Origin of the sequence: Phenylobacterium sp. LjRoot97 (genome assembly GCF_964254345.1) — a bacterium.
Lineage (GTDB): Bacteria > Pseudomonadota > Alphaproteobacteria > Caulobacterales > Caulobacteraceae > Phenylobacterium.
In genome coordinates this window covers 1-19,066 of record NZ_CAXUTH020000001.1, presented here as the reverse complement: position 1 = coordinate 19,066, position 19,066 = coordinate 1, and the positions used below count along the sequence as shown (strand labels likewise).

The following is a 19,066-nucleotide window of genomic DNA, read 5'->3' as shown; positions in this document are numbered from 1 at the left end:
CGTAGGGGCGGCGCCAATAATCCAAAACCTCGGGGATATACTCATGTCACGTCGTCTCGGCGCGCTGGCCTGCACGGTCAGCGGCCTGGCTCTTCTCGTCTCCACGCCCGCCCTGTCGCAGACGGCGGACACCGCCGACGCGGCCTACACCGTCGAAGACATCGTGGTGACCGCCCAGCGCCGCAGCGAAAACATCCGCGACGTGCCGTTCGCCGTCACCGCGGTGACCGAGCAGAAGCTGGCGCAAGTGGCGGCCGGCGGCGGCGACATCCTGTCGATGACCGCCCGCGTGCCCAGCCTGCAGGTCGAAAGCTCGAACGGCCGCTACGCCCCGCGCTTCTACATCCGCGGCCTCGGCAACGTGGACTTCGACTTCAACGCCTCGCAGCCGGTCTCGGTCGTGCTCGACGACGTGGTGCTTGAGAACGTCTTCCTGAAGGGCTTCCCGCTGTTCGACGTCCAGCAGCTGGAAGTGCTGCGCGGCCCGCAGGGCACGCTGTTCGGCCGCAACACCCCGGCCGGCGTGGTCAAGATCGACACCGTCAAGCCGACCAACGAATTCACCGGCTTCGGCTCGCTGGCGATGGGCAACCTGGGCGCGGTGCGCGCCGAGACCGGCGTGACCATCCCGGTCAACGACACCCTGCAGGTCCGCATCGCCGGCCTGTGGAACCATCGCGACGACTGGGTCGACAACATGTACAGCCCGGCCTTCGCCGATCCGAACGGCAAGGACCTGGGCAACTTCGACGACCGCGCCGGCCGCGTGCACGTCGCCTGGGCCCCGACCGAGCGCCTGTCGACCCTGCTGACCCTGCAGGCCCGCGACTACGAAGGCACCGGCACGATGAACCGCGCCAACGTGCTGACCAAGGGCTCCAACGAGCTGAACGCCAATTTCGACCGCGAGCGCGTCTACTATGACGGCGGCCGCAACAACTTCCAGAAGCAGAAGACCCGCTCGGGCTCGCTGAAGGTGGCCTACGACTTCGGTCCGGCGACCCTGACCGGCGTGGCCGCCCGCTACTGGGGCGCCTCGGCCGGCAACGGCGACATCGACGGCGGCGTGGCCTCGGCCCCGGCCGGCGCGCCGTGGAAGACGCCGTTCAACTCCGAGACCGGCACCCTGGACAGCGACCTGACCCAGGACACCTACGAGCTGCGCCTGGCCTCGAACGGCGACGGCGCGTTCGGCTGGCAGGTCGGCGCCTTCTACTGGGAAGAGCGCTTCAACCTGATCTCGGCGACCTTCAACGGCGTCGGCGGCCTGCAGCCGACCATCGTCACCGACATCGTTCAGGAGTCGGACTCCTGGTCGGTGTTCGGCCAGGGCTACTATCAGGTCAACGACGCCCTGAAGCTGACGGCCGGCCTGCGCTACACCGACGACAGCCGCGACTTCCGCGGCCAGCGCGTGCTGGGCGCGCCGCTGGACGTGACCAAGGCGGTCGGCGACGAGCAGCTGAGCTGGGACGTCAGCGCCCTCTATGAGCTGAACGACGACCTCAACCTCTTCGCCCGCGTGGCCAACGGCTATCGCGGTCCGTCGATCCAGGGCCGGATCGCCACCTCGAACGTGGTGACCACCGCCAACTCGGAAACGGTGATGTCCTACGAAGCCGGCTTCAAGGCCCGCCTCTGGGAGCGCCGCGCCAGCCTGAACGCCACCGCCTACTACTACGAGGTCACCGACCCGCAGTTCACGGCGATCGGCGGCGAAGGCAACTTCAACCAGCTGATCAACGCCGACAAGGGCGAGGGCTACGGCATCGAAATCGACGGCGACGTCTATCTCGGCGGCGGCTTCAACCTGACCGGCGGGTTCGCCTGGAACCACACCGAGATCAAGGACAGCAACCTGCTGGTGGCGTTCTGCGGCGCCAACTGCACCGTCACCGACCCGATCGTGAACGTCGGCACGACCCGCCGCGCCAACATCAACGGCAACCCGTTCCCGCAGGCGCCGGAATACACCGCCAACATCGCGCTGGACTGGGTGCACACCCTGTCGAGCGGCGCGCAGCTGTTCGCCTCGACCGACTGGGTGCTGCAGAAGAACTTCAACCTGTTCCTCTATGAATCGGTCGAGTTCCAGCAGGACACCGCCTTCGAAGGCGGGGCCCGCGCGGGCTGGCGTGCGCCGGAACTCGGTCTGGAAGCGGCGCTCTACGTCCGCAACATGACCGACGAAGCCAACGTCATCGGCGCCATCGACTTCAACAACCTGACCGCCTTCGTCAACGAGCCCCGGACCTTCGGGATCCAGGTGACGAAGCGCTTCTAAGCCTGCTGGCGGCCCGGCGGAGCCAAGCGCTTCGCCGGGCCTGCGCCATACTGCGTCTTGCATCGCGGGCCCAATGAGGGCACGCACCGCCGGTGACCGAAGACCGTGACATCGGCCTGCCCGCCCGCCGGGCCGCCATCGACATTCTCGCTTCCGCCCTGGCCCGCCGCGCCGGGCTGGACGAGGCGCTGACCCGCCCCGCCTTCCGCAACCTCGAGCCCCGCGACCGCGGCTTCGCCATGGCGCTGGCCATGGCCACGCTGCGCCGGCTGGGACCGATCGACCGCGCCCTGCAGGGCCGGCTGGCCAAGCCGCCGCCGGACGGGGTGGTCAACATCCTGCGGATCGGCCTGGCCCAGGCCTTCGTGCTGGAGACCCCGGCCTTCGCGGCGGTGACCACCAGCGTCGACCTGGCCGCCAGCCATTCCTCGACCCGCGCCTTCAAGGGGCTGGTCAACGGCGTGCTGCGCGGGCTGCTGCGCGAGCCGCCGGACCTCAACGCGCCCGACGCCCTGTGCCCGCCGTGGCTGCTGGCCCGCTGGGGCGCGGCGTTCGGACCGGAAGCGGCGCTGGCCATGGCGGCGCTGATCGCCGACGAGCCGGCCACCGACCTGTCCCTGAAATCCGCCGCCGCCGCCGAGCGGCTGGCCGGCGAGCTCGAAGCCGAGGTGCTGGCCGGCGCGACCCTACGCACCGCCCGCAAGGGCGACGTCGGCGCCTGGCCGGCCTATGACGAGGGCGCCTGGTGGGTGCAGGACGCCAGCGCGGCGATCCCGGCCCGGCTGCTGGACGTGCAGGCCGGCGAGCAAGCGCTCGACCTCTGCGCGGCGCCCGGCGGCAAGACCCTGCAGCTGGCCGCGGCCGGGGCGCAGGTCGTGGCGGTCGACCGCTCGGCCGCGCGGCTGATGCGGGTGAAGGAGAACCTCGAGCGCATGGCGCTGAGCGCCGAGATCGTCACCGCCGAGGCCGGCGACTGGGACGACGCGCGCACCTTCGACGCGGTGCTGCTGGACGCCCCGTGCAGCGCCACCGGCACCTATCGCCGCCATCCCGACGTGCTGTGGGCCGCGCGGCCCAGCGACGTCGCGGCCCTGGCCGGGGTGCAGAGCCGGCTGCTGGACTCGGCCGCGCGCCGCGTGAAGCCGGGCGGACGGCTGGTCTACTGCGTCTGCTCGCTGGAGCCGGAGGAGGGCGAGGCGCAGATCGCCGCCTTCCTGAGCCGGCATGGCGACTTCAAGCTGGTCCCGGCCGCGCCGGGCGAAGGCGGGGCGCCGGAGGCCAGCCTGCTGGCCGATGGAACCTTGCGCCTGCTGCCGCATCATCGCCCGGGCGGGCAGGACGGCTTCTACGTCGCTCGCTTGCGACGTGAAGTTTAGTCGCCCCGACAACCTTGTCCCGAACACAACCCTTGGCTAAGTCGAAGACCATGACCGCACCGATCATCGCCCCGTCCATCCTGGCCTCGGACTTCGCCAAGCTCGGCGAAGAGGTCGCGGCCATCGAAGCGGCCGGCGCCGACTGGGTGCATGTCGACGTCATGGACGGCCATTTCGTGCCGAACATCACGCTGGGTCCCGACATCGTGAAGGCCCTGCGGCCGCACGCGAAGATCCCGTTCGACGTCCACCTGATGATCGCCCCGGCCGACCCCTATCTGGAGGCGTTCCGCGAGGCCGGCGCCGACTATATCAGCGTCCACCCGGAGAGCGGCCCGCACCTGAACCGCACCCTGAAGCGGATCCGCGAGCTGGGGGCCAAGGCCGGCGTGGTGTTCAACCCGTCGACCGATCCCAGCGTCATCCAGTGGATGATGGACGAGATCGACCTGATCCTGGTGATGTCGATCAACCCCGGCTTCGGCGGCCAGAAGTTCATGCATTCGCAGCTGCGCAAGATCGAGGCGCTGCGCAAGATGATCGACGCCAGCGGCAAGCACATCGAGCTGGAAGTCGACGGCGGGGTGACCCCGGAGACCGCGCCGCTCTGCGTCGCGGCCGGCGCCACGGCGCTGGTGGCCGGCACCGCCGTGTTCAAGGGCGGACCCGCCAAGTACGCCGAGAACATCCGCGCGCTGAAGGGCGGCTGACCGGGTGGCGGCTGCGCCCCCGAGGATCTTCAAACATCCGGCCGGCCTCTGGGGCCAGGCCCTGGCGGCCGGCGTGGTGCGCCAGGCCCGGCGCGACTGGGCCGGCTCGCCGCTGCACCGCGCGCTGCTGGCGCGGCCGCGTCCGGAGGGGCTCGCCGTCGCGCCGCGCGACTGGCGTCCGGCCGACGCCGAGGCGGGGCGCAAGATTCTGGCCGGCCGGTTCGCGTTCGCGGGCGTGGTCATGGAGGTCGGGGCCGGCGGCGATCCCTGGGACCGTCCGAGCCCGAGCCACGGCTTTGCGGTCGGGCTGCACGGCTTCGACTGGATGCGCGACCTGCTGGCGCTGGACGGCGAGGGCGCGACCGAGGCGCTGCGGCTGACGCTCGACTGGCGCGGGCTGTTCGGCAAGTGGAACGCGTTCTCCTGGAGCCCCGAGGTGCTGGAGCGGCGGGTGCTGCACCTGGCCTGCGGGGCCAAGGCGATCTGCGCCGGGGCCTCGGACATGGAGGCCGGGCTGATCGCCCAGGACCTGGCGCGGCAGGCGCGGCAGCTGCTGTCGGTGGCCGACGGTCCGGCCCGGGCGGCCGAACGGGCCAGCGTCGCGGCCCTGGCCGGGGCGGCGCTGGGCGGCGAGGCCGGCGAGCTGCTGATGAAGCACGGCCTGATGCGGTTGATCAAAGCGCTGCCGGTCAGCGTCGCGCCCGACGGCGGCCACGCCAGCCGCTGCCCGCGCGCGGCGCTGGAGCTGCTGTTCGACCTGCGCAGCCTGGACGACGCGCTCGAGCAGCGCGGGCGGCCGGCGCCCGAGGAGATGATGCGCGCCATCGACCGGCTGGCCGGGGCGGTGCGGTTCTTCACCCTGGCCGACGGGGCGCTGCCCGAGCTGCAGGGCGGCGAGGCCGGCACCCGGGCCTATGTCGCCGCCGCCAAGGCCGGCGAGAGCGCCGCGGTCGCCAAGCCGCCGGCCTCGCGCAACGGCTATCACCGGCTGGAAGGCCGCAGCCTGCAGATCCTGGCCGACGCCGCGCCGCCGGCGGCGGGGGCGTGGAGCGTCACCGCCTGCGCCCAGCCGCTGGCCATGGAGGTGCTGGCCGACGGCCGCCGGCTGATCGCCGCCAGCGCCTGGTCGCCGGAAGCGGCCGGTCCGCAGGCGCTGCGGCTGGTCGACGCCTCCTCGACGCTGTCGATCTCGGACGAGGCCTGCGGCGAGCCGCTGCGGGGCTTCCGCGCCGCCGCCCTGGGGCCGCGACTGATCGGCGCCTACGGCCACGTCGAGGCCCGCCGCTACGAGACCGAGCAGGCGCTGTGGCTGGAGCTGGCGCACGACGGCTGGGCCCGGCGCTTCGGCCTGCGCCACGAGCGGCGGCTCTATCTCGACCTGGCCGGCGACGAGCTGCGCGGCGAGGACATGCTGGTCCCGGTCAAGCCGGGCGACATGGGCGAGGCGGGCCGGCGGTTCATCCCGTTCAAGGTCCGCTTCCACGTGCATCCGGACGTCAGCGCCAGCCTGGCGCGCGACGGCAAGAGCGTGCTGCTGCGCGGCGGCGACGACGACCACGGCTGGTGGCTGCGCAACGACGCCCAGTCGGCCGACATCGAGACCGGCGTCTATTTCCAGGACGGCAAGCCGCGCCGCACCCAGCACGTCGTGCTGCGCGGCCAGGCCCGGGCCGAGAGCGGCGCCAAGCTGCGCTGGAAACTGGCGAGCGCGGCGCCGACGGCGGGCGGCTGAGACTGTAGACCCCCTCACCCCGACCCTCTCCCCAGGGGGCGAGGGAGCCCTTCTAGATGCTCCCCCGCTGGGGGAGCTGTCAGCGCAGCTGGCTGAGGGGGACTTTGAGGCTGCTGAGTGAGAGCGGTCCCCCTCCGTCTCGCCGCGTTCGCGGCGATCCACCTCCCCCAGGAGGGGAGGATCAGTTCTAGCGCAGGTCCTCTTCCCCACTGGGCGAGGGAGCTTCGTCCGGAAGAGCGCCCTCTGCCGCATTGACCCCGGCCCGCGCGGGGCCTAAGTCGGCGGCGTTCCGTGTGACTGGCGAAATCTAAGGTGGGCGACCACCGGGGAGCGCGGGACCTCATCACGCCGCTCGCCTGGGCATTTTCCTTTTTGAACCCTTCGAAGGAGACTGCGCCGTGCCCGCCGCCCCGAATTTCCCGCCCGCTCCCGACCGCGTCGTTCCCAAGCGCGCGCTGATCTCGGTCTCCGACAAGACCGGCCTGATCGAGGCCGCCCAGGCGCTGGCCGCGGCCGGCGTAGAGCTGGTCTCGACCGGCGGCACCCGCGCGGCGATCGAAGGCGCCGGCCTGGCCGTGAAGGACGTCTCGGACCTGACCGGCTTCCCGGAGATGATGGACGGGCGGGTGAAGACCCTGCACCCGATCGTGCACGGCGGCCTGCTGGGCGTTCGCGACGCGGCCGAGCACGCCAAGGCGATGGCCGAGCACGGCATCGGCCCGATCGATATCGTCTATGTGAACCTCTATCCGTTCGAGGCGACGGTCGCGAAGGGCGGCAGCTTCGAGGACTGCGTCGAGAACATCGACATCGGCGGCCCGGCCATGGTCCGCTCGGCGGCCAAGAACCACGGCTATGTCGCGATCTGCACGGAGATCGCCGACCTGGAAGAGGTGCTGGGCGAGCTGAAGGAGGCCGGTTCGACCTCGCTGGCCCTGCGCAAGCAACTGGCCGCCCGCGCCTACGCCCGCACCGCTTCGTACGACGCGGCGATCTCGGCCTGGTTCGCCCAGGCGCTGGGCGAGGAAGCCCCGCGCCGCAAGGCCTTTGCCGGCGAGCTGGTGCAGACCATGCGTTATGGCGAGAACCCGCACCAGAAGGCCTCGTTCTACCGCTTCGCCAACCCGCGGATCGGCGTGGCGACGGCCAAGCAGCTGCAGGGCAAGGAACTCAGCTACAACAACATCAACGACACCGACGCGGCCTATGAGCTGATCGCCGAGTTCGATCCCAAGGCGGCCCCGGCCTGCGCGATCATCAAGCACGCCAACCCCTGCGGCGTGGCCACCGGCGCCAGTCTGGCCGAAGCCTATGAGCGGGCCCTGGCGTGCGATCCGACCAGCGCCTTCGGCGGCATCGTCGCCCTGAACACCAAGCTGGACGCGGCCACCGCGGCCAAGGTGCTGGAGGTGTTCACCGAGGTGGTGATCGCCCCGGACGCCGACGAAGAGGCGGTGGCGCTGTTCCGCAAGAAGAAGAACGTCCGTCTACTGACGACCGGCGGCCTGCCCGACCCGCACGCGGCCGGCGACACCTTCCGCTCGGTGGCCGGGGGCTTCCTGGTGCAGAGCCGCGACACCGCCAACCTGACGGCGGCCGACCTGAAGGTGGTGACCAAGCGCGCGCCGACGGACGAAGAAGTGCGCGACATGCTGTTCGCCTTCACCATCGCCAAGCACGTGAAGTCGAACGCCATCGTCTATGCGCGCGGCGGCCAGACCCTGGGCGTCGGCGCCGGCCAGATGAACCGCAAGGACTCGGCCCGGATCGCGGCGCTGCGGGCGGCCGACTTCGGCCTGGACCTGAAGGGCTCGGCCTGCGCGTCGGAAGCCTTCTTCCCGTTCCCGGACGGGCTGCTGCAGGCGGCCGACGCCGGCTGCACGGCGGTGATCCAGCCGGGCGGCTCGATCGGCGACGACAAGGTGATCGAGGCGGCCGACGAACGCGGCATCGCCATGGTGTTCACCGGCGTGCGGGTGTTCCGGCACTAGACGAAAGTCCCTTGGATGCTTCCCCGCTTAGCTGACCGAGGGGGACTTTGACGCGGCTCGTGAGAGCGGTCCCCCTCCGTCTCGCCGCTTTGCGGCGATCCACCTCCCCCAAGAGGGGAGGAACTAGAATGCCGTCGCCGTCGGCGAAGCCGGGATAGTCAAACGCCGCGGATCGGGGAGATCCGCGGCGTTTTCGTTGGACGGTCTGACGCCTACTTCGCCTCGACGTTCGCCAGTTCGCGCAGGGCGGCGTTGGCGATGGTGAGCTTGGCGAAGGACCAGGCGCCGCCGGAGGCTTCGATCTCCTCGACCGCCTTGCGGGCGGCGAGGGCGACCTCGCGGCGCTCGGTGGTCCAGGCGGCGATGGCGGCCTGGGCGGCCTCGTCGCTGGCGCCGGCCTTGTCGTCGGCGTAGGCGATCACCGCGCGGGTGACGGCCGCCTGTTCGGCCAGCAGGTCCTCGACCAGGCGGCGGACGGCGGTGCGCTCGAAGGCGTCGCCGGCCGTGAAGCCGCCGGCCGCGGCCCGCAGGCGGTCGAAGGCGAAGGCGGCGCCGACCTGGTGATAGAGGCGGGCGGCCGCCTCCAGCTTCCAGTTCGAGGCCTCGGCCAGGTCGACCAGGTCGACGGCGACGGTCAGCGGCTGGAGGCCGGCGACCTGGCGGGCCAGGGCTTCGGGCGCGCCGGCGTCGGTCAGGCGCTTGACCTGGGCTTCCAGGCGCTCGCGCTCAACCGGAGAGAGGATCTCCGGCACCAGCTTCTTGAGGGTCGCCGCGCCCGGACCGTAGCGCTTGACCAAGGCCTCGACGCCCTGGCCGCCGCGGGCGGCGCGGCGGGCGAGCCAGAAGGTCTCGCCGCGCAGGGTGTAGGCCAGGCGCCGGTAGAGGGCCATCTGGCCGGCGGCCGGGATCTGGCCGTCGAGAGCCGAGACCTGGTCCCAGGCGGCCGGCACGCCGAGCACCGCCTTGGCCGCCTCGTAGGCGGTGACGAAGGCGGTGACGTCGCAGGACGCCGCCGCCATCAGCCGGGTCGGGAACGACGGGCCGCAGCGGTTGATGGCGTCGTTGGCGACGACGGTGGCGATGATCTCGCGGCGCAGGCGGTGACGGCGCAGGGCGTCGTCGTACTTGCGCACCCCCTTCGGGAAGTAGCCTTCCAGCAGGTCCTCGAAATAGGGGTCGTCGGCGACCTGGCTGTGGGCCATGTCGCCCTTCAGCTCCAGCTTGCCATAGGCCAGCAGCACCGCTTCCTCCGGACGGGTCAGGCCCCTTCCGGCCTGGCGGCGTTCGGCGATGACGGCGACGTCGGGCAGCCCTTCGACCGCGCGGTCGAGCTGACCGCGGCTTTCGAGGTGGGCCATGTAGCGGGCGTGGGGCTCGAGCTCGCCGGCCGCGTCCAGGTCCATCAGCGAGAGCGCCAGGGTCTGGTCGTAGTTGTGGTCGAGCACGTGGTCGGCGACGTCGTCGGTCATCGACTTCAGCAGCTTGTCGCGCTTCTTGCGGTCGAGGACCCCGGTGCGCTCGAGCGTGCCGGTGAGGATCTTGATGTTGACCTCGTGGTCGGACGAGTCGACCCCGGCGGAGTTGTCGATGGCGTCGGTGTTGACCCGCCCGCCGCGCAGCGCGAACTCGATGCGCCCGGCCTGGGTGAGGCCGAGGTTCGCGCCCTCGCCGACGACCGTGACCCGCAGGTCGGCGCCGTTGATGCGGATGGCGTCGTTGGCCTTGTCGCCGGCCTCGGCGTTGGTCTCGCGCGCGGCCTTCACATAGGTGCCGATGCCGCCGAGATAGAGCAGCTCGGCCGGGGCCTTGAGGATCGCGGTCATCAGCTCGGACGGGGCGAGGCTGTCGGCCGCCACGCCGAGCATGGCCTTCACTTCCTTGCTGAGCGGGATCGACTTCAGGCTGCGGGCGAAGACGCCGCCGCCCTTGGAGATCTTCTTGCGGTCGTAGTCGTCCCAGGACGAGCGCGGCAGCTCGAACATGCGCTGGCGCTCGGCGAACGAAGTCGCCGGGACGGGATCGGGATCGAGGAAGATGTGCCGGTGGTCGAAGGCGGCCTGCAGGCGGATCTGCTGGCTGAGCAGCATGCCGTTGCCGAACACGTCGCCGGACATGTCGCCGACCCCGACCACGGTGAAGGGCTCGGACTGGATGTCCTTGCCGACCTCGCGGAAGTGGCGCTTGACCGCTTCCCAGGCCCCGCGGGCGGTGATGGCCATCTCCTTGTGGTCGTAGCCGGCCGAGCCGCCCGACGCGAAGGCGTCGCCCAGCCAGAAGCCGTAGGACTCGGCGATGCCGTTGGCGATGTCGGAGAAGGTCGCGGTGCCCTTGTCGGCGGCCACGACCAGGTAGGGGTCGTCGCCGTCATGGGCGATGACGCCGGCCGGATGGATCACCTTGCCCTCGGGATCGAGGTTGTCGGTGATGTCGAGCAGGCCCGACAGGAAGGTGGTGTAGGCGCGGACCGCCTCGGCACGAACCACGTCCGGGGCGCCGCCCTTGGGCAGCTGCTTGGGATAGAAGCCGCCCTTGGAGCCGACCGGCACGATCACCGCGTTCTTGGTCTGCTGGGCCTTCACCAGGCCGAGCACCTCGGTGCGGAAGTCGTCGCGGCGGTCGGACCAGCGCAGCCCGCCGCGGGCGACGGGGCCGAAGCGCAGGTGGACGCCCTCGATGTGCGTCGCCCAGACGAAGATCTCGCGATAGGGCTTGGGCAGCGGCAGGTCGGCGAGCTCGCCCGACGCGACCTTGAAGCTGATGTAGGGCTTGGGGGCCCCGTCGGCGCCGAGCTGATAGTAGTTGGTGCGCTTGATGGCGCCGACCAGCAGCGCCAGGCGGCGCAGTACGCGGTCGTCGTCGAGGCTGTCGACCTGCTGCAGGGCCTGGACGATCTCGTCCATCACCGCCACGGCCTGGGCCGTGCGGGTCGGCAGGTCGGCGTCGACAGCCGGGTCGAACTTGGTGCGGAACAGGTCGAGGATCAGCCGCGCCACGCCCGGATGGTTGGAGAGCGCGGTTTCCTGCACCCGCTGGCTGGGATCGAGGCCCGACTGCTGGCGATAGCGCGCCAGGGCGCGGATCAGCGCCGCCTCGCGCCAGGAGATCGACAGCTCCAGCACCATGCGGTTGAAGCCGTCGCTCTCGGTGTTTCCGGTCCAGACGGCGGTGAAGGCGTCCTCGAAGGCGGTCTTCACGTCCTCGAACACCAAGTGTTCGCCGTGCTGGTCGTCGAGCTCGAACTCGTGGACGAACACGCGGCGGCCGCCGGCCGGCATCACCGGATAGCCGCTCTCGACCATGGCCTTGAGGCCCATGTTCTCGAGGATCGGCAGCACGTCGGCGAGCGGAGCGGGCGAACCCGGGCGGTAGAGCTTGAAGCGCAGCTGGGTCTTGGAGTCGGCGGCGCGGCGGAAGGCGCGGATGCGCACCGGCTCGCCGGGCTTCAGGCTCTCGATGATCGCGATGTCGGCCAGGGCCTCCTCGGCGTCGTAGCGCTCGCGGTAGCCGGCGGTGAAGGCCTCGGCGTAGCGGGCGACCATGTCGGCGACCTGGGCCGTCGCCCGGCCCGAGGCGCGGACGGCGGCGGCGAAGCGGTCTTCCCAGGTGCGGGCGGCCGCCGCGATCTGGGCTTCCAGCGACTTCAGGTTCGGCTCGGCGTGATGGCCGGGCTGGACGCCGATGATGAAGTGCACGCGGGCCAGCGGGCTGTCGTTGAAGGCCGGATAGTAGGCCGAGACGCGGCCGCCATAGGCTTCGGCGAGGATCTCGCCGGCGCGCTGGCGCAGGTCGGAGTCGTAGCGGTCGCGCGGCACGAACAGCAGCACCGAGGCGAAGCGGTCGAACGGGTCGCGCCGCTCGAACAGCCGCACGCGCGGGCGGTCGTAGAGGTGCAGGATGCCGAGCGCGGCGGCCAGCAGGTCGTCTTCCGAGGCCTGGAACAGCTCGTCCCGGGGATAGGTCTCCAGGATGTTGCGCAGGCGCTTTTCGTTGTGGCTGCCCGGCGCCTTGCCGGCCCGGGCGAGGACGGCGGCGACCTTGGCGCGGATGAGCGGCACAGCGTGGGCCGGCTCGTCATAGGCCTCGGCGGTGAACAGGCCGACGAAGCGGATCTCGCCGGCGGGCTTGCCGTCGGCGCCGTAACGCTTGATGCCGACATAGTCCATGTAGCCGCGGCGATGGACGCGCGAGCGCAGGTTCGACTTGGCGACGATGACCGGGTCGGAGGCGAGGCTGGCCTGGACCTGGGCGGTCAGCAGGGCCGGCTCGGAGGAGCGGCGCAGCACGGTGCGGGCCGGGTCGCGCAGCACGCCCAGGCCGTCCTGCGGCTGGAACAGCGGTTCTTCCTTGGCGTAGCCGCCGTCCTGCAGGCGCGGGTACTCGTAGACCCGGGCGCCGAGATAGACGAAGTGCTCGTCGCGCAGCCAGCGCAGGAATTCGAGGTCCTCGTCGCGGGTCGGGCCGGCGGGGGCGTCGTGCAGCTCGGCGATCGTGCGGGCCATCAGCTCGAGCATGGCGGGGAAGTCGTCCACCGCCGCGCCGACGTCGGCCAGGGTCGCGCGCAGGCCCTCGACCAGGGCGGCCTCGCGGTCGGCGCCGACCCGTTCGAGGATCACCTGGATCATGGATTCCCGGCGGGGCGCGCCCTCGGCCTGGCGCGCGCCCTTCTTGTCGCGCGCGACCTCGACCACGGGGTGGAACATGGCGCGGACCGACAGGCCCTGATCGGCGATCTCGCCCATCACGCTGTCGACCAGGAACGGGGCGTCGTCCTGGATGATCTCCAGCCGTTCGAGCGCCGGGGCGCCCTCGACCGGGGCCAGGCGGATGATCGGGGCGGCGCCCTTGCGGCTGGCGGCGAAGGCCCAGAAGTCGGCCAGCTGCGCGGCCAGCGCCTTGCCCGGCAGTTCGGGGATCTCGTCCGGGGCTGCGTCTTCGGCGGCCTGGGCGATGAAGGCGGCGGCGGCGGGCTCATCGCCGGCCAGGGCGGTGAAGGCCGACACCAGGGCGCGCTGGGCGCTGGTCAGCTTGGGCCGCTTGCTCATTGGAAGGCCCCCGATGCGAGGGCGCCGCCGGAGGAGAGAGTCCGGCGGCGCGTGGCTCCGCCTTGGGGGGACAGGCGGAGCGCTTGGGGCTCGCAGCGGCCGGAGCCGCCTTGAATTCGGGGGGCGCCCGAACGGACCTTAGATAGGGAGGAAGCGAACAAGTTGAAGGCCTTGATTTTCAGTCTTGGGTTTCACGCTTGCGTGACGGCGGGCGGGTGCGTTTTGCGACCGGCTTTTCGGTCGGCGCGGCGACGGGATGGCGGTCGCGGAGCTTCTCGGGCTGGCCGTCGGCCGACAGCAGCACCGCCAGCCAGCGGGTGCCGTCGAACTGGGCGAGGATCACCATCACCATCACGGTGAGCGGGGTGGAGAGGAACATCCCGGTCATGCCCCAGATCAGGCCCCAGAAGGCCAGGCTGAGCAGCACGACGATCGGGTCCATGTTGAGGCTGTCGCCCTGCATGCGCGGCAGGATGATGTTGCCGACCACGAACTGGATGGCCTGCAGCACGGCCAGCAGGACGATCGCCGGCCAGAAGCTCTCGAACTGGATCAGGGCGAAGACCGGCGGGGCCAGGATGCCGACCGCGCCGCCGATCACCGGGATGTACGAGGCGATGAAGATCAGGAAGGCCCAGAACACCGCATTGTCGAGCCCGATCGCCATCATCGCGATCCACGAGGCGACGGCGATGATCAGGCCGGTGACGGTCTGGACCCAGAGGTACTGCTCGACCCCGTCGCGAATGCGGCGGAAGGCGGCCATCGCCTCGTTGCGCTCGGCGTGGTGCGGGAACAGGCCGACCACCTTGCGCTGGAAGCCGCGCCGCGAGGCGATGATGAACCCCAGATAGATCAGGATGAAGAAGGCGTCGGAGGCGAAGCCCTGCAGTCCCTTGGCGAAGTCGGCCAGATAGGCGCTGGGGTTCAGCTGATTGAACAGGTCGCTGATGGTCGGCGGCACGGCCATGCCGAACAGGCCGGCGATCTGGGCGATCAGGTTGTTGAGCCGCGGGGTGTAGGTGACCAGTTGGCCGACGAAGGTGCTGGCGTTCTCGGCGATGATCACCCCGGAGGCGCCGAACAGCAGCACCGAGAGCACGATGGCCGCGGGCAGCGCCGCCTTCTCGCTGACCCAGGGCAGGCGCTGGCGGATCACCCGCGCGAAGCCGTCGATCATCACCGCCAGGAACACGGCGAGGGCCAGCGGGGTGAGAATTCCCCGCAGCAGGTAAAGCGCAAGGCCGGTCGCGATCACCGCCAGGATGACGAGTGAGACGCGGACCGTGTGGGACTCTGAAGCTCGGACGGACATGAGATCTTTTTGCGGTGGTGGTTCCTCGAGACTGTCAGTGTCGAGGCCTGCCGCGTCAATTTCGACCATCCCTACCCCGGTTCGACCGGCGTGGGGAGGGTATATGCCGATAAGACGTGCTCCTGCGGCTTATCCTCACCGCTTCCGCAGAGAATTCGGCAATGAGTTTTCGTGAACGCCGTTCATGAACGCGAGGGAATGCCTTCCAGACGGCCGGGCCGCGACGAGAGAAAGCGAGGGGACTGCTGAGTCCGAAGTCCCCCTCAGTCAGCCATGCGGCTGACAGCTCCCCCAGCGGGGGAGCAATTGTGCTGGCGATCACGCTTTGAAAACAGCCTATCGCGCTGGCGGCGGCGGGCGGATAGCTTCGCCGGATACGAACCTTGCGGAGCTCCCCATGTCCGACGGCGTCCTGATCGGTTTTTCGGATCACCTCGAAAACCTGCTGCTCAACCGCGCCAACCGCCACGGCCTGGTCGCCGGGGCGACGGGGACCGGCAAGACCGTGACGCTGCAGGTGCTGGCCCAGGGGCTGTCGGACGCCGGGGTGCCGGTGTTCGCCGCCGACGTGAAGGGCGACCTCTGCGGGGTGGCCGAGCCGGGGACCCCGAACGCCAAGTTCGAGGAGCGCGCCAAGCTGATGGGGCTGACGCTCAATCCTCAGGCCGCGCCGACCGTGTTCTGGGACCTGTTCGGCCAGCAGGGCCACCCGATCCGCGCGACGGTGTCGGAGATGGGGCCGCTGCTGATCTCGCGGATGCTCGACCTCAACGACGTGCAGGAGGGCGTGCTGACGGTGGTGTTCCGCGCCGCCGACGACGAGGGGCTGCTGCTGCTCGACCTCAAGGACCTGCAGGCGGCGCTGACCTTCGCCTCGGAGAACGCCAAGGAGCTGGGCGCCAAGTACGGCAACGTCTCGCCGGCGACGGTGGCGACCATCCAGCGCAAGCTGCTGGTGCTGGAGGACCAGGGCGGCGGCGGCTTCTTCGGCGAGCCGGCGCTGCAGCTGTCTGACATCATGCGCACCGACGGCTCGGGTCGCGGCTATGTGAACATCCTGGCGGCCGACAAGTTGATCGCCAGCCCGCGGCTCTATGCGACCTTCCTGCTGTGGCTGATGAGCGAGCTGTTCGAGGAGCTGCCCGAGGTCGGCGATCCGGAGAAGCCGCGGCTGGCGTTTTTCTTCGACGAGGCGCACCTCTTGTTCCGCGACGCGCCCAAGCCGCTGCTGGAGAAGGTCGAGCAGGTGGTGCGGCTGATCCGCTCCAAGGGCGTCGGGGTCTATTTCGTGACCCAGAACCCGGCCGACATCCCTGAGACCGTGCTCGGCCAGCTGGGCAACCGCATCCAGCACGCGCTGCGCGCCTACACCCCGACCGAGCAGAAGGGCCTGAAGGCGGCCTCGAACTCGTTCCGCGCCAACCCGGCCTTCGACACCGCCGAGGCGATCCAGGGGCTGGGGGTCGGCGAGGCGCTGGTCAGCGTGCTCGACGAGAAGGGCGCGCCGACCGTGGTGCAGAAGACCCTGATCCGGCCGCCGGTCTCGCGGCTGGGACCGATCACCCCGGCCGAGCGGGCGGCGATCATGGCCCAGAGCCCGGTGCGCGGGCTCTACGACACCGCCAAGGATCGCGAGAGCGCGTTCGAAGTGCTGAAGGCGCGGGCCGCGTCAGCGGCCCAGGCGGCCGAGGCGCCGCCGGCCGGCGGATCGCCCTGGGGCGGGCAGCCGGCGCCGGCCCCGGCCCCGCGCGGCCGGGCGCCCGCCGCGCCGCGGCCGCGGGCCTCCAACCGCCAGTCGATGGGCGAGGCCTTCACCAAGTCGCTGCTGCGCCAGGCCGGCAGCACCATCGCGCGCGAACTGATGCGCGGCATCCTGGGCGGCATGAAGAAGCGGTAGCGGGGCGGCTCTCCTTTTCCTCCCCCATCCTGATGGGGGAGGGGGACCGGCGCAGCCGGTGGAGGGGGCCATGACGCGATAGGTCTCGCTCCCTCCACCACCCTTCGGGCGGTCCCCCTCCCCCGCTGCGCAGGGGAGGAAGAAGACGTCGAAAACCCGTGTTATGTTTCCGGCGGCTTAGCTGGGAGCGCGCGATGACGGACGCCGCCTTTGTCGGTTCGATACCGGACCTCTATGAGCGTTATCTGGGGCCGATGCTGTTCGAGCCCTATGCCCGCGACATGGCGCGGCGGTTCGAGGACTTCGAGGGCGACCTGCTGGAGACCGCGGCCGGCACCGGCCGGGTGACGCGGGCCCTGGCCAAGGCCGCGCCGCGGGCGAGGATCCTGGCCACCGACCTCAACCAGCCGATGCTCGACACCGCCGCGGGGCTGACCGCCGCCTCCAACGTCGCCTGGCGGCAGGCCGACGCCCAGGCCCTGCCGTTCGAGGACGCCAGCTTCGATGCGGTGGTCTGCCAGTTCGGGGTGATGTTCTTCCCCGACAAGGCGGCGGGGTTCGCCCAGGCGCGGCGGGTGCTGCGGCCGGGCGGGCGGCTTGTGTTCAACGTCTGGGACGACATCGCCGGGAACGAGATCTCGCGGATCGTCGGCGAGGCGGTGGCCGAGCTCTATCCGAAGGACCCGCCGCGGTTCCTGGAGCGGACGCCGTTCGGCTATCACGACCACGCGACGATCGCCGCGGCGCTGACCGCGGCCGGGTTCGCCGCGCCGCAGTTCGACGTGGTGCGGCTGGAGCTGCATTCGCCCAGCGCGGCCGATGCGGCCACGGGGCTCTGCGCCGGTACGCCGCTGCGCGGTGAGATCGAGGCGCGCGATCCAGAGGGGCTGGACGCGGCGACCGAAGCGGCGACCGCGGCGCTCACCGAGGCCTTCGGCGGCGGCGAGATCGTCGGCTACGGCCAGGCGGTGGTGGTGACGGCGGCGGTGACCTGATCCGCGCCTTCGCCGCTGGCGGAACCGGAGCCATGCATGGCGGAGGCGGCAGACCCCCTCACCCCAGCCCTCTCCCCCAAGCGGGCGAGGGAGTTTTGGGTGAGCTTTGGATGCTCTGGGGAGCTGTCAGCACAGCTGATTGAGGGGGGCGGGGCTCGTGAGAGCGGTCCCCCTCCGTCTCGGCGCTTGGCGCCGATCCACCTCCCCCAAAGGGGGAGGAACTGGGAGGGAGGGCTCTAGCCGCGGAGCTTGCGCAGCAGGACGTCGAGGTCGCGGGCGATCATCGGGTCTTCGGCCTTGAGGGCCTCGATGCGGCGCACGGCGTGCAGGACGGTGGTGTGGTCGCGGCCCCCGAAGCGGCGGCCGATGTCGGGCAGCGAGCGGGTGGTGATCTGCTTGGCCAGCCACATGGCGACCTGACGCGGCCGGGCGACGACGCGGGCGCGGCGCTCGGAGATCAGGTCGGCCTGCTTGAGCTGGTAGTGCTCGGCGACGGTCTTCTGGATCTGGTCGACGGTCACCCGGCGCTCGTTGCAGGCCAGGTTCGGACGCAGGATCGCCTGCGCCTCGTCGAGGGTCATGCGCGAGATCTCGCCGCCGACGCGGGCGACCAGGGTGTTGAGCGCGCCTTCCAGTTCACGGACGCTGTCGGTGAAGCGGTCGGCGAGGAACTGCAGTACCTCCGGACGCGCCGAGGGCACGAACTTGCCCTGTCCCGCGAGGGTGGCGAGCTTGCGCTCGAGGATGCCGAGGCGAAGGCTGCGGTCGGCCGGCTCGATGCCGCAGACCAGGCCGGCCTGCAGGTGGCTGCGCAGGCGCGGCTCCATCTCCTGGAGCTCGGCCGGCGAGCGGTCGGCGGTCATCACCACGCGGCGGCCGTCCTCGACCAGGGCCAGCAGGGTGTGGAACAGCTCTTCCTGGGTCGACGACTTGCCGGCGACGAACTGGACGTCGTCGATCAGCAGCAGGTCGGCGTTGCGCAGCTCGTCCTTGAAGGCGGCGGTCGAGCGGTCCTGCACGGCCTTGACGAAGGTCGAGGTGAAGCGCTCGGCGGTGATGTAGACGACGCGCTTCTCCGGGGCCGACTGCATGGCCTCCCAGGCGAGCGCGTTCAGCAGGTGGGTCTTTCCGAAGCCGTAGGGGCCGTGGAAGATCACCGGGTTGAAGTGGCCGTCCGACCAGGCCGCCACGCGGCGGGCCACGGCGAAGGCGAATTCGTTGGCGGGACCCGAGACGAAGGTCTCGAACGAGAAGCGGTCCTGCAGGCCCTGCTGGCGGCCGGCGCGCGCGGCGACCGGAGCGCCGGCGCTCGCCAGCGGCACTTCGATCTCGATGACGTTGCCTTCCGCGAGGGGGGCGGCCATCGGCTCGGCCTTGAGCACCACCGGAGCGGCCGGAGCGCTCGGGGCCTCGGCCTCGTACTCCATGCGCGACTTCAGTTCGAGGTTGCGGCCCATCGGGTCGTTCTGAGCCCAGAGCTCGCCGATGCGGCGCCAGGCGTGACGGCGGATCCAGTCGCGGGCGACGCCGGTCGCGGCGACCAGGCACAGCTCCTCGCCGCGCTCGCGCAGCGCGGCCTGCCCCAGCCACGATCCGAAGGTGGCCTCACCGAGTTCCCGCTTCAGCGCGGCGCAGGTCGTCGACCACACGGCCGATGCTTGCGTCTCGACAACAGAACTCGCAACGCCCCCAGCGGCCATCATTCCAACCTCTTTCATAGTCAT

Annotated in this window: 10 protein-coding genes and 1 riboswitch; of the genes, 7 read left to right on the top strand and 3 right to left on the bottom strand. The window is 70.8% G+C overall.

The genetic code is table 11. The annotated features are described in order from the left end of the window. Window positions 1–43: 43 nt before the first annotated feature. The 5 genes from ACSQ2H_RS00050 to purH all read left to right on the top strand — a co-directional run bounded on the left by ACSQ2H_RS00050 (window position 44) and on the right by purH (window position 8,093). A complete protein-coding gene (locus ACSQ2H_RS00050; protein WP_436059452.1) occupies window positions 44–2,284 on the top strand; it encodes a TonB-dependent receptor in 2,241 nt (746 codons plus the stop codon). Between the two features lie 92 nt (window positions 2,285–2,376). Beyond that, on the top strand, window positions 2,377–3,660 hold the full coding sequence (locus ACSQ2H_RS00045; RefSeq protein ID WP_436059451.1) for an RsmB/NOP family class I SAM-dependent RNA methyltransferase: 1,284 nt from the start codon (window positions 2,377–2,379) through the stop codon (window positions 3,658–3,660). 50 nt (window positions 3,661–3,710) lie between these two features. Beyond that, on the top strand, window positions 3,711–4,370 hold the full coding sequence (gene rpe / locus ACSQ2H_RS00040) for a ribulose-phosphate 3-epimerase (RefSeq protein ID WP_436059450.1): 660 nt from the start codon (window positions 3,711–3,713) through the stop codon (window positions 4,368–4,370). A 4-nt stretch (window positions 4,371–4,374) separates the two neighbouring features. Further along, a complete protein-coding gene (locus ACSQ2H_RS00035; protein ID WP_436059449.1) occupies window positions 4,375–6,102 on the top strand; it encodes a heparinase II/III family protein in 1,728 nt (575 codons plus the stop codon). A 283-nt stretch (window positions 6,103–6,385) separates the two neighbouring features. Then, window positions 6,386–6,471: riboswitch (ZMP/ZTP riboswitch) on the top strand. Window positions 6,472–6,500: 29 nt separating this feature from the next. Then, window positions 6,501–8,093 carry a bifunctional phosphoribosylaminoimidazolecarboxamide formyltransferase/IMP cyclohydrolase gene (purH, locus tag ACSQ2H_RS00030; RefSeq protein ID WP_436059448.1) on the top strand — a complete coding sequence of 531 codons (1,593 nt, stop codon included), beginning with the start codon at window positions 6,501–6,503 and terminating at the stop codon, window positions 8,091–8,093. A gap of 212 nt (window positions 8,094–8,305) precedes the next feature. Here the strand turns inward: purH and ACSQ2H_RS00025 are convergent, their stop codons facing one another. Both ACSQ2H_RS00025 and ACSQ2H_RS00020 read right to left on the bottom strand, forming a co-directional pair. Then, complete coding sequence (locus tag ACSQ2H_RS00025; protein ID WP_436059447.1) at window positions 8,306–13,135, bottom strand: NAD-glutamate dehydrogenase; 4,830 nt, start codon at window positions 13,133–13,135, stop codon at window positions 8,306–8,308. A gap of 178 nt (window positions 13,136–13,313) precedes the next feature. Then, complete coding sequence (locus ACSQ2H_RS00020) at window positions 13,314–14,450, bottom strand: AI-2E family transporter (protein ID WP_436059446.1); 1,137 nt, start codon at window positions 14,448–14,450, stop codon at window positions 13,314–13,316. 397 nt (window positions 14,451–14,847) lie between these two features. On the opposite strand from ACSQ2H_RS00020, the gene ACSQ2H_RS00015 reads away from it, so the two are divergent. Continuing rightward, window positions 14,848–16,347 (top strand): helicase HerA-like domain-containing protein, encoded by a 1,500-nt coding sequence (locus ACSQ2H_RS00015; protein ID WP_436059445.1) that lies wholly within the window; start codon window positions 14,848–14,850, stop codon window positions 16,345–16,347. A gap of 194 nt (window positions 16,348–16,541) precedes the next feature. Beyond that, window positions 16,542–17,342 carry a class I SAM-dependent methyltransferase gene (locus ACSQ2H_RS00010; protein ID WP_436059444.1) on the top strand — a complete coding sequence of 267 codons (801 nt, stop codon included), beginning with the start codon at window positions 16,542–16,544 and terminating at the stop codon, window positions 17,340–17,342. 236 nt (window positions 17,343–17,578) lie between these two features. On the opposite strand, the gene dnaA is transcribed toward ACSQ2H_RS00010, so the two are convergent. Then, on the bottom strand, window positions 17,579–19,045 hold the full coding sequence (dnaA, locus tag ACSQ2H_RS00005) for a chromosomal replication initiator protein DnaA (protein ID WP_436063514.1): 1,467 nt from the start codon (window positions 19,043–19,045) through the stop codon (window positions 17,579–17,581). Window positions 19,046–19,066: the final 21 nt, after the last annotated feature.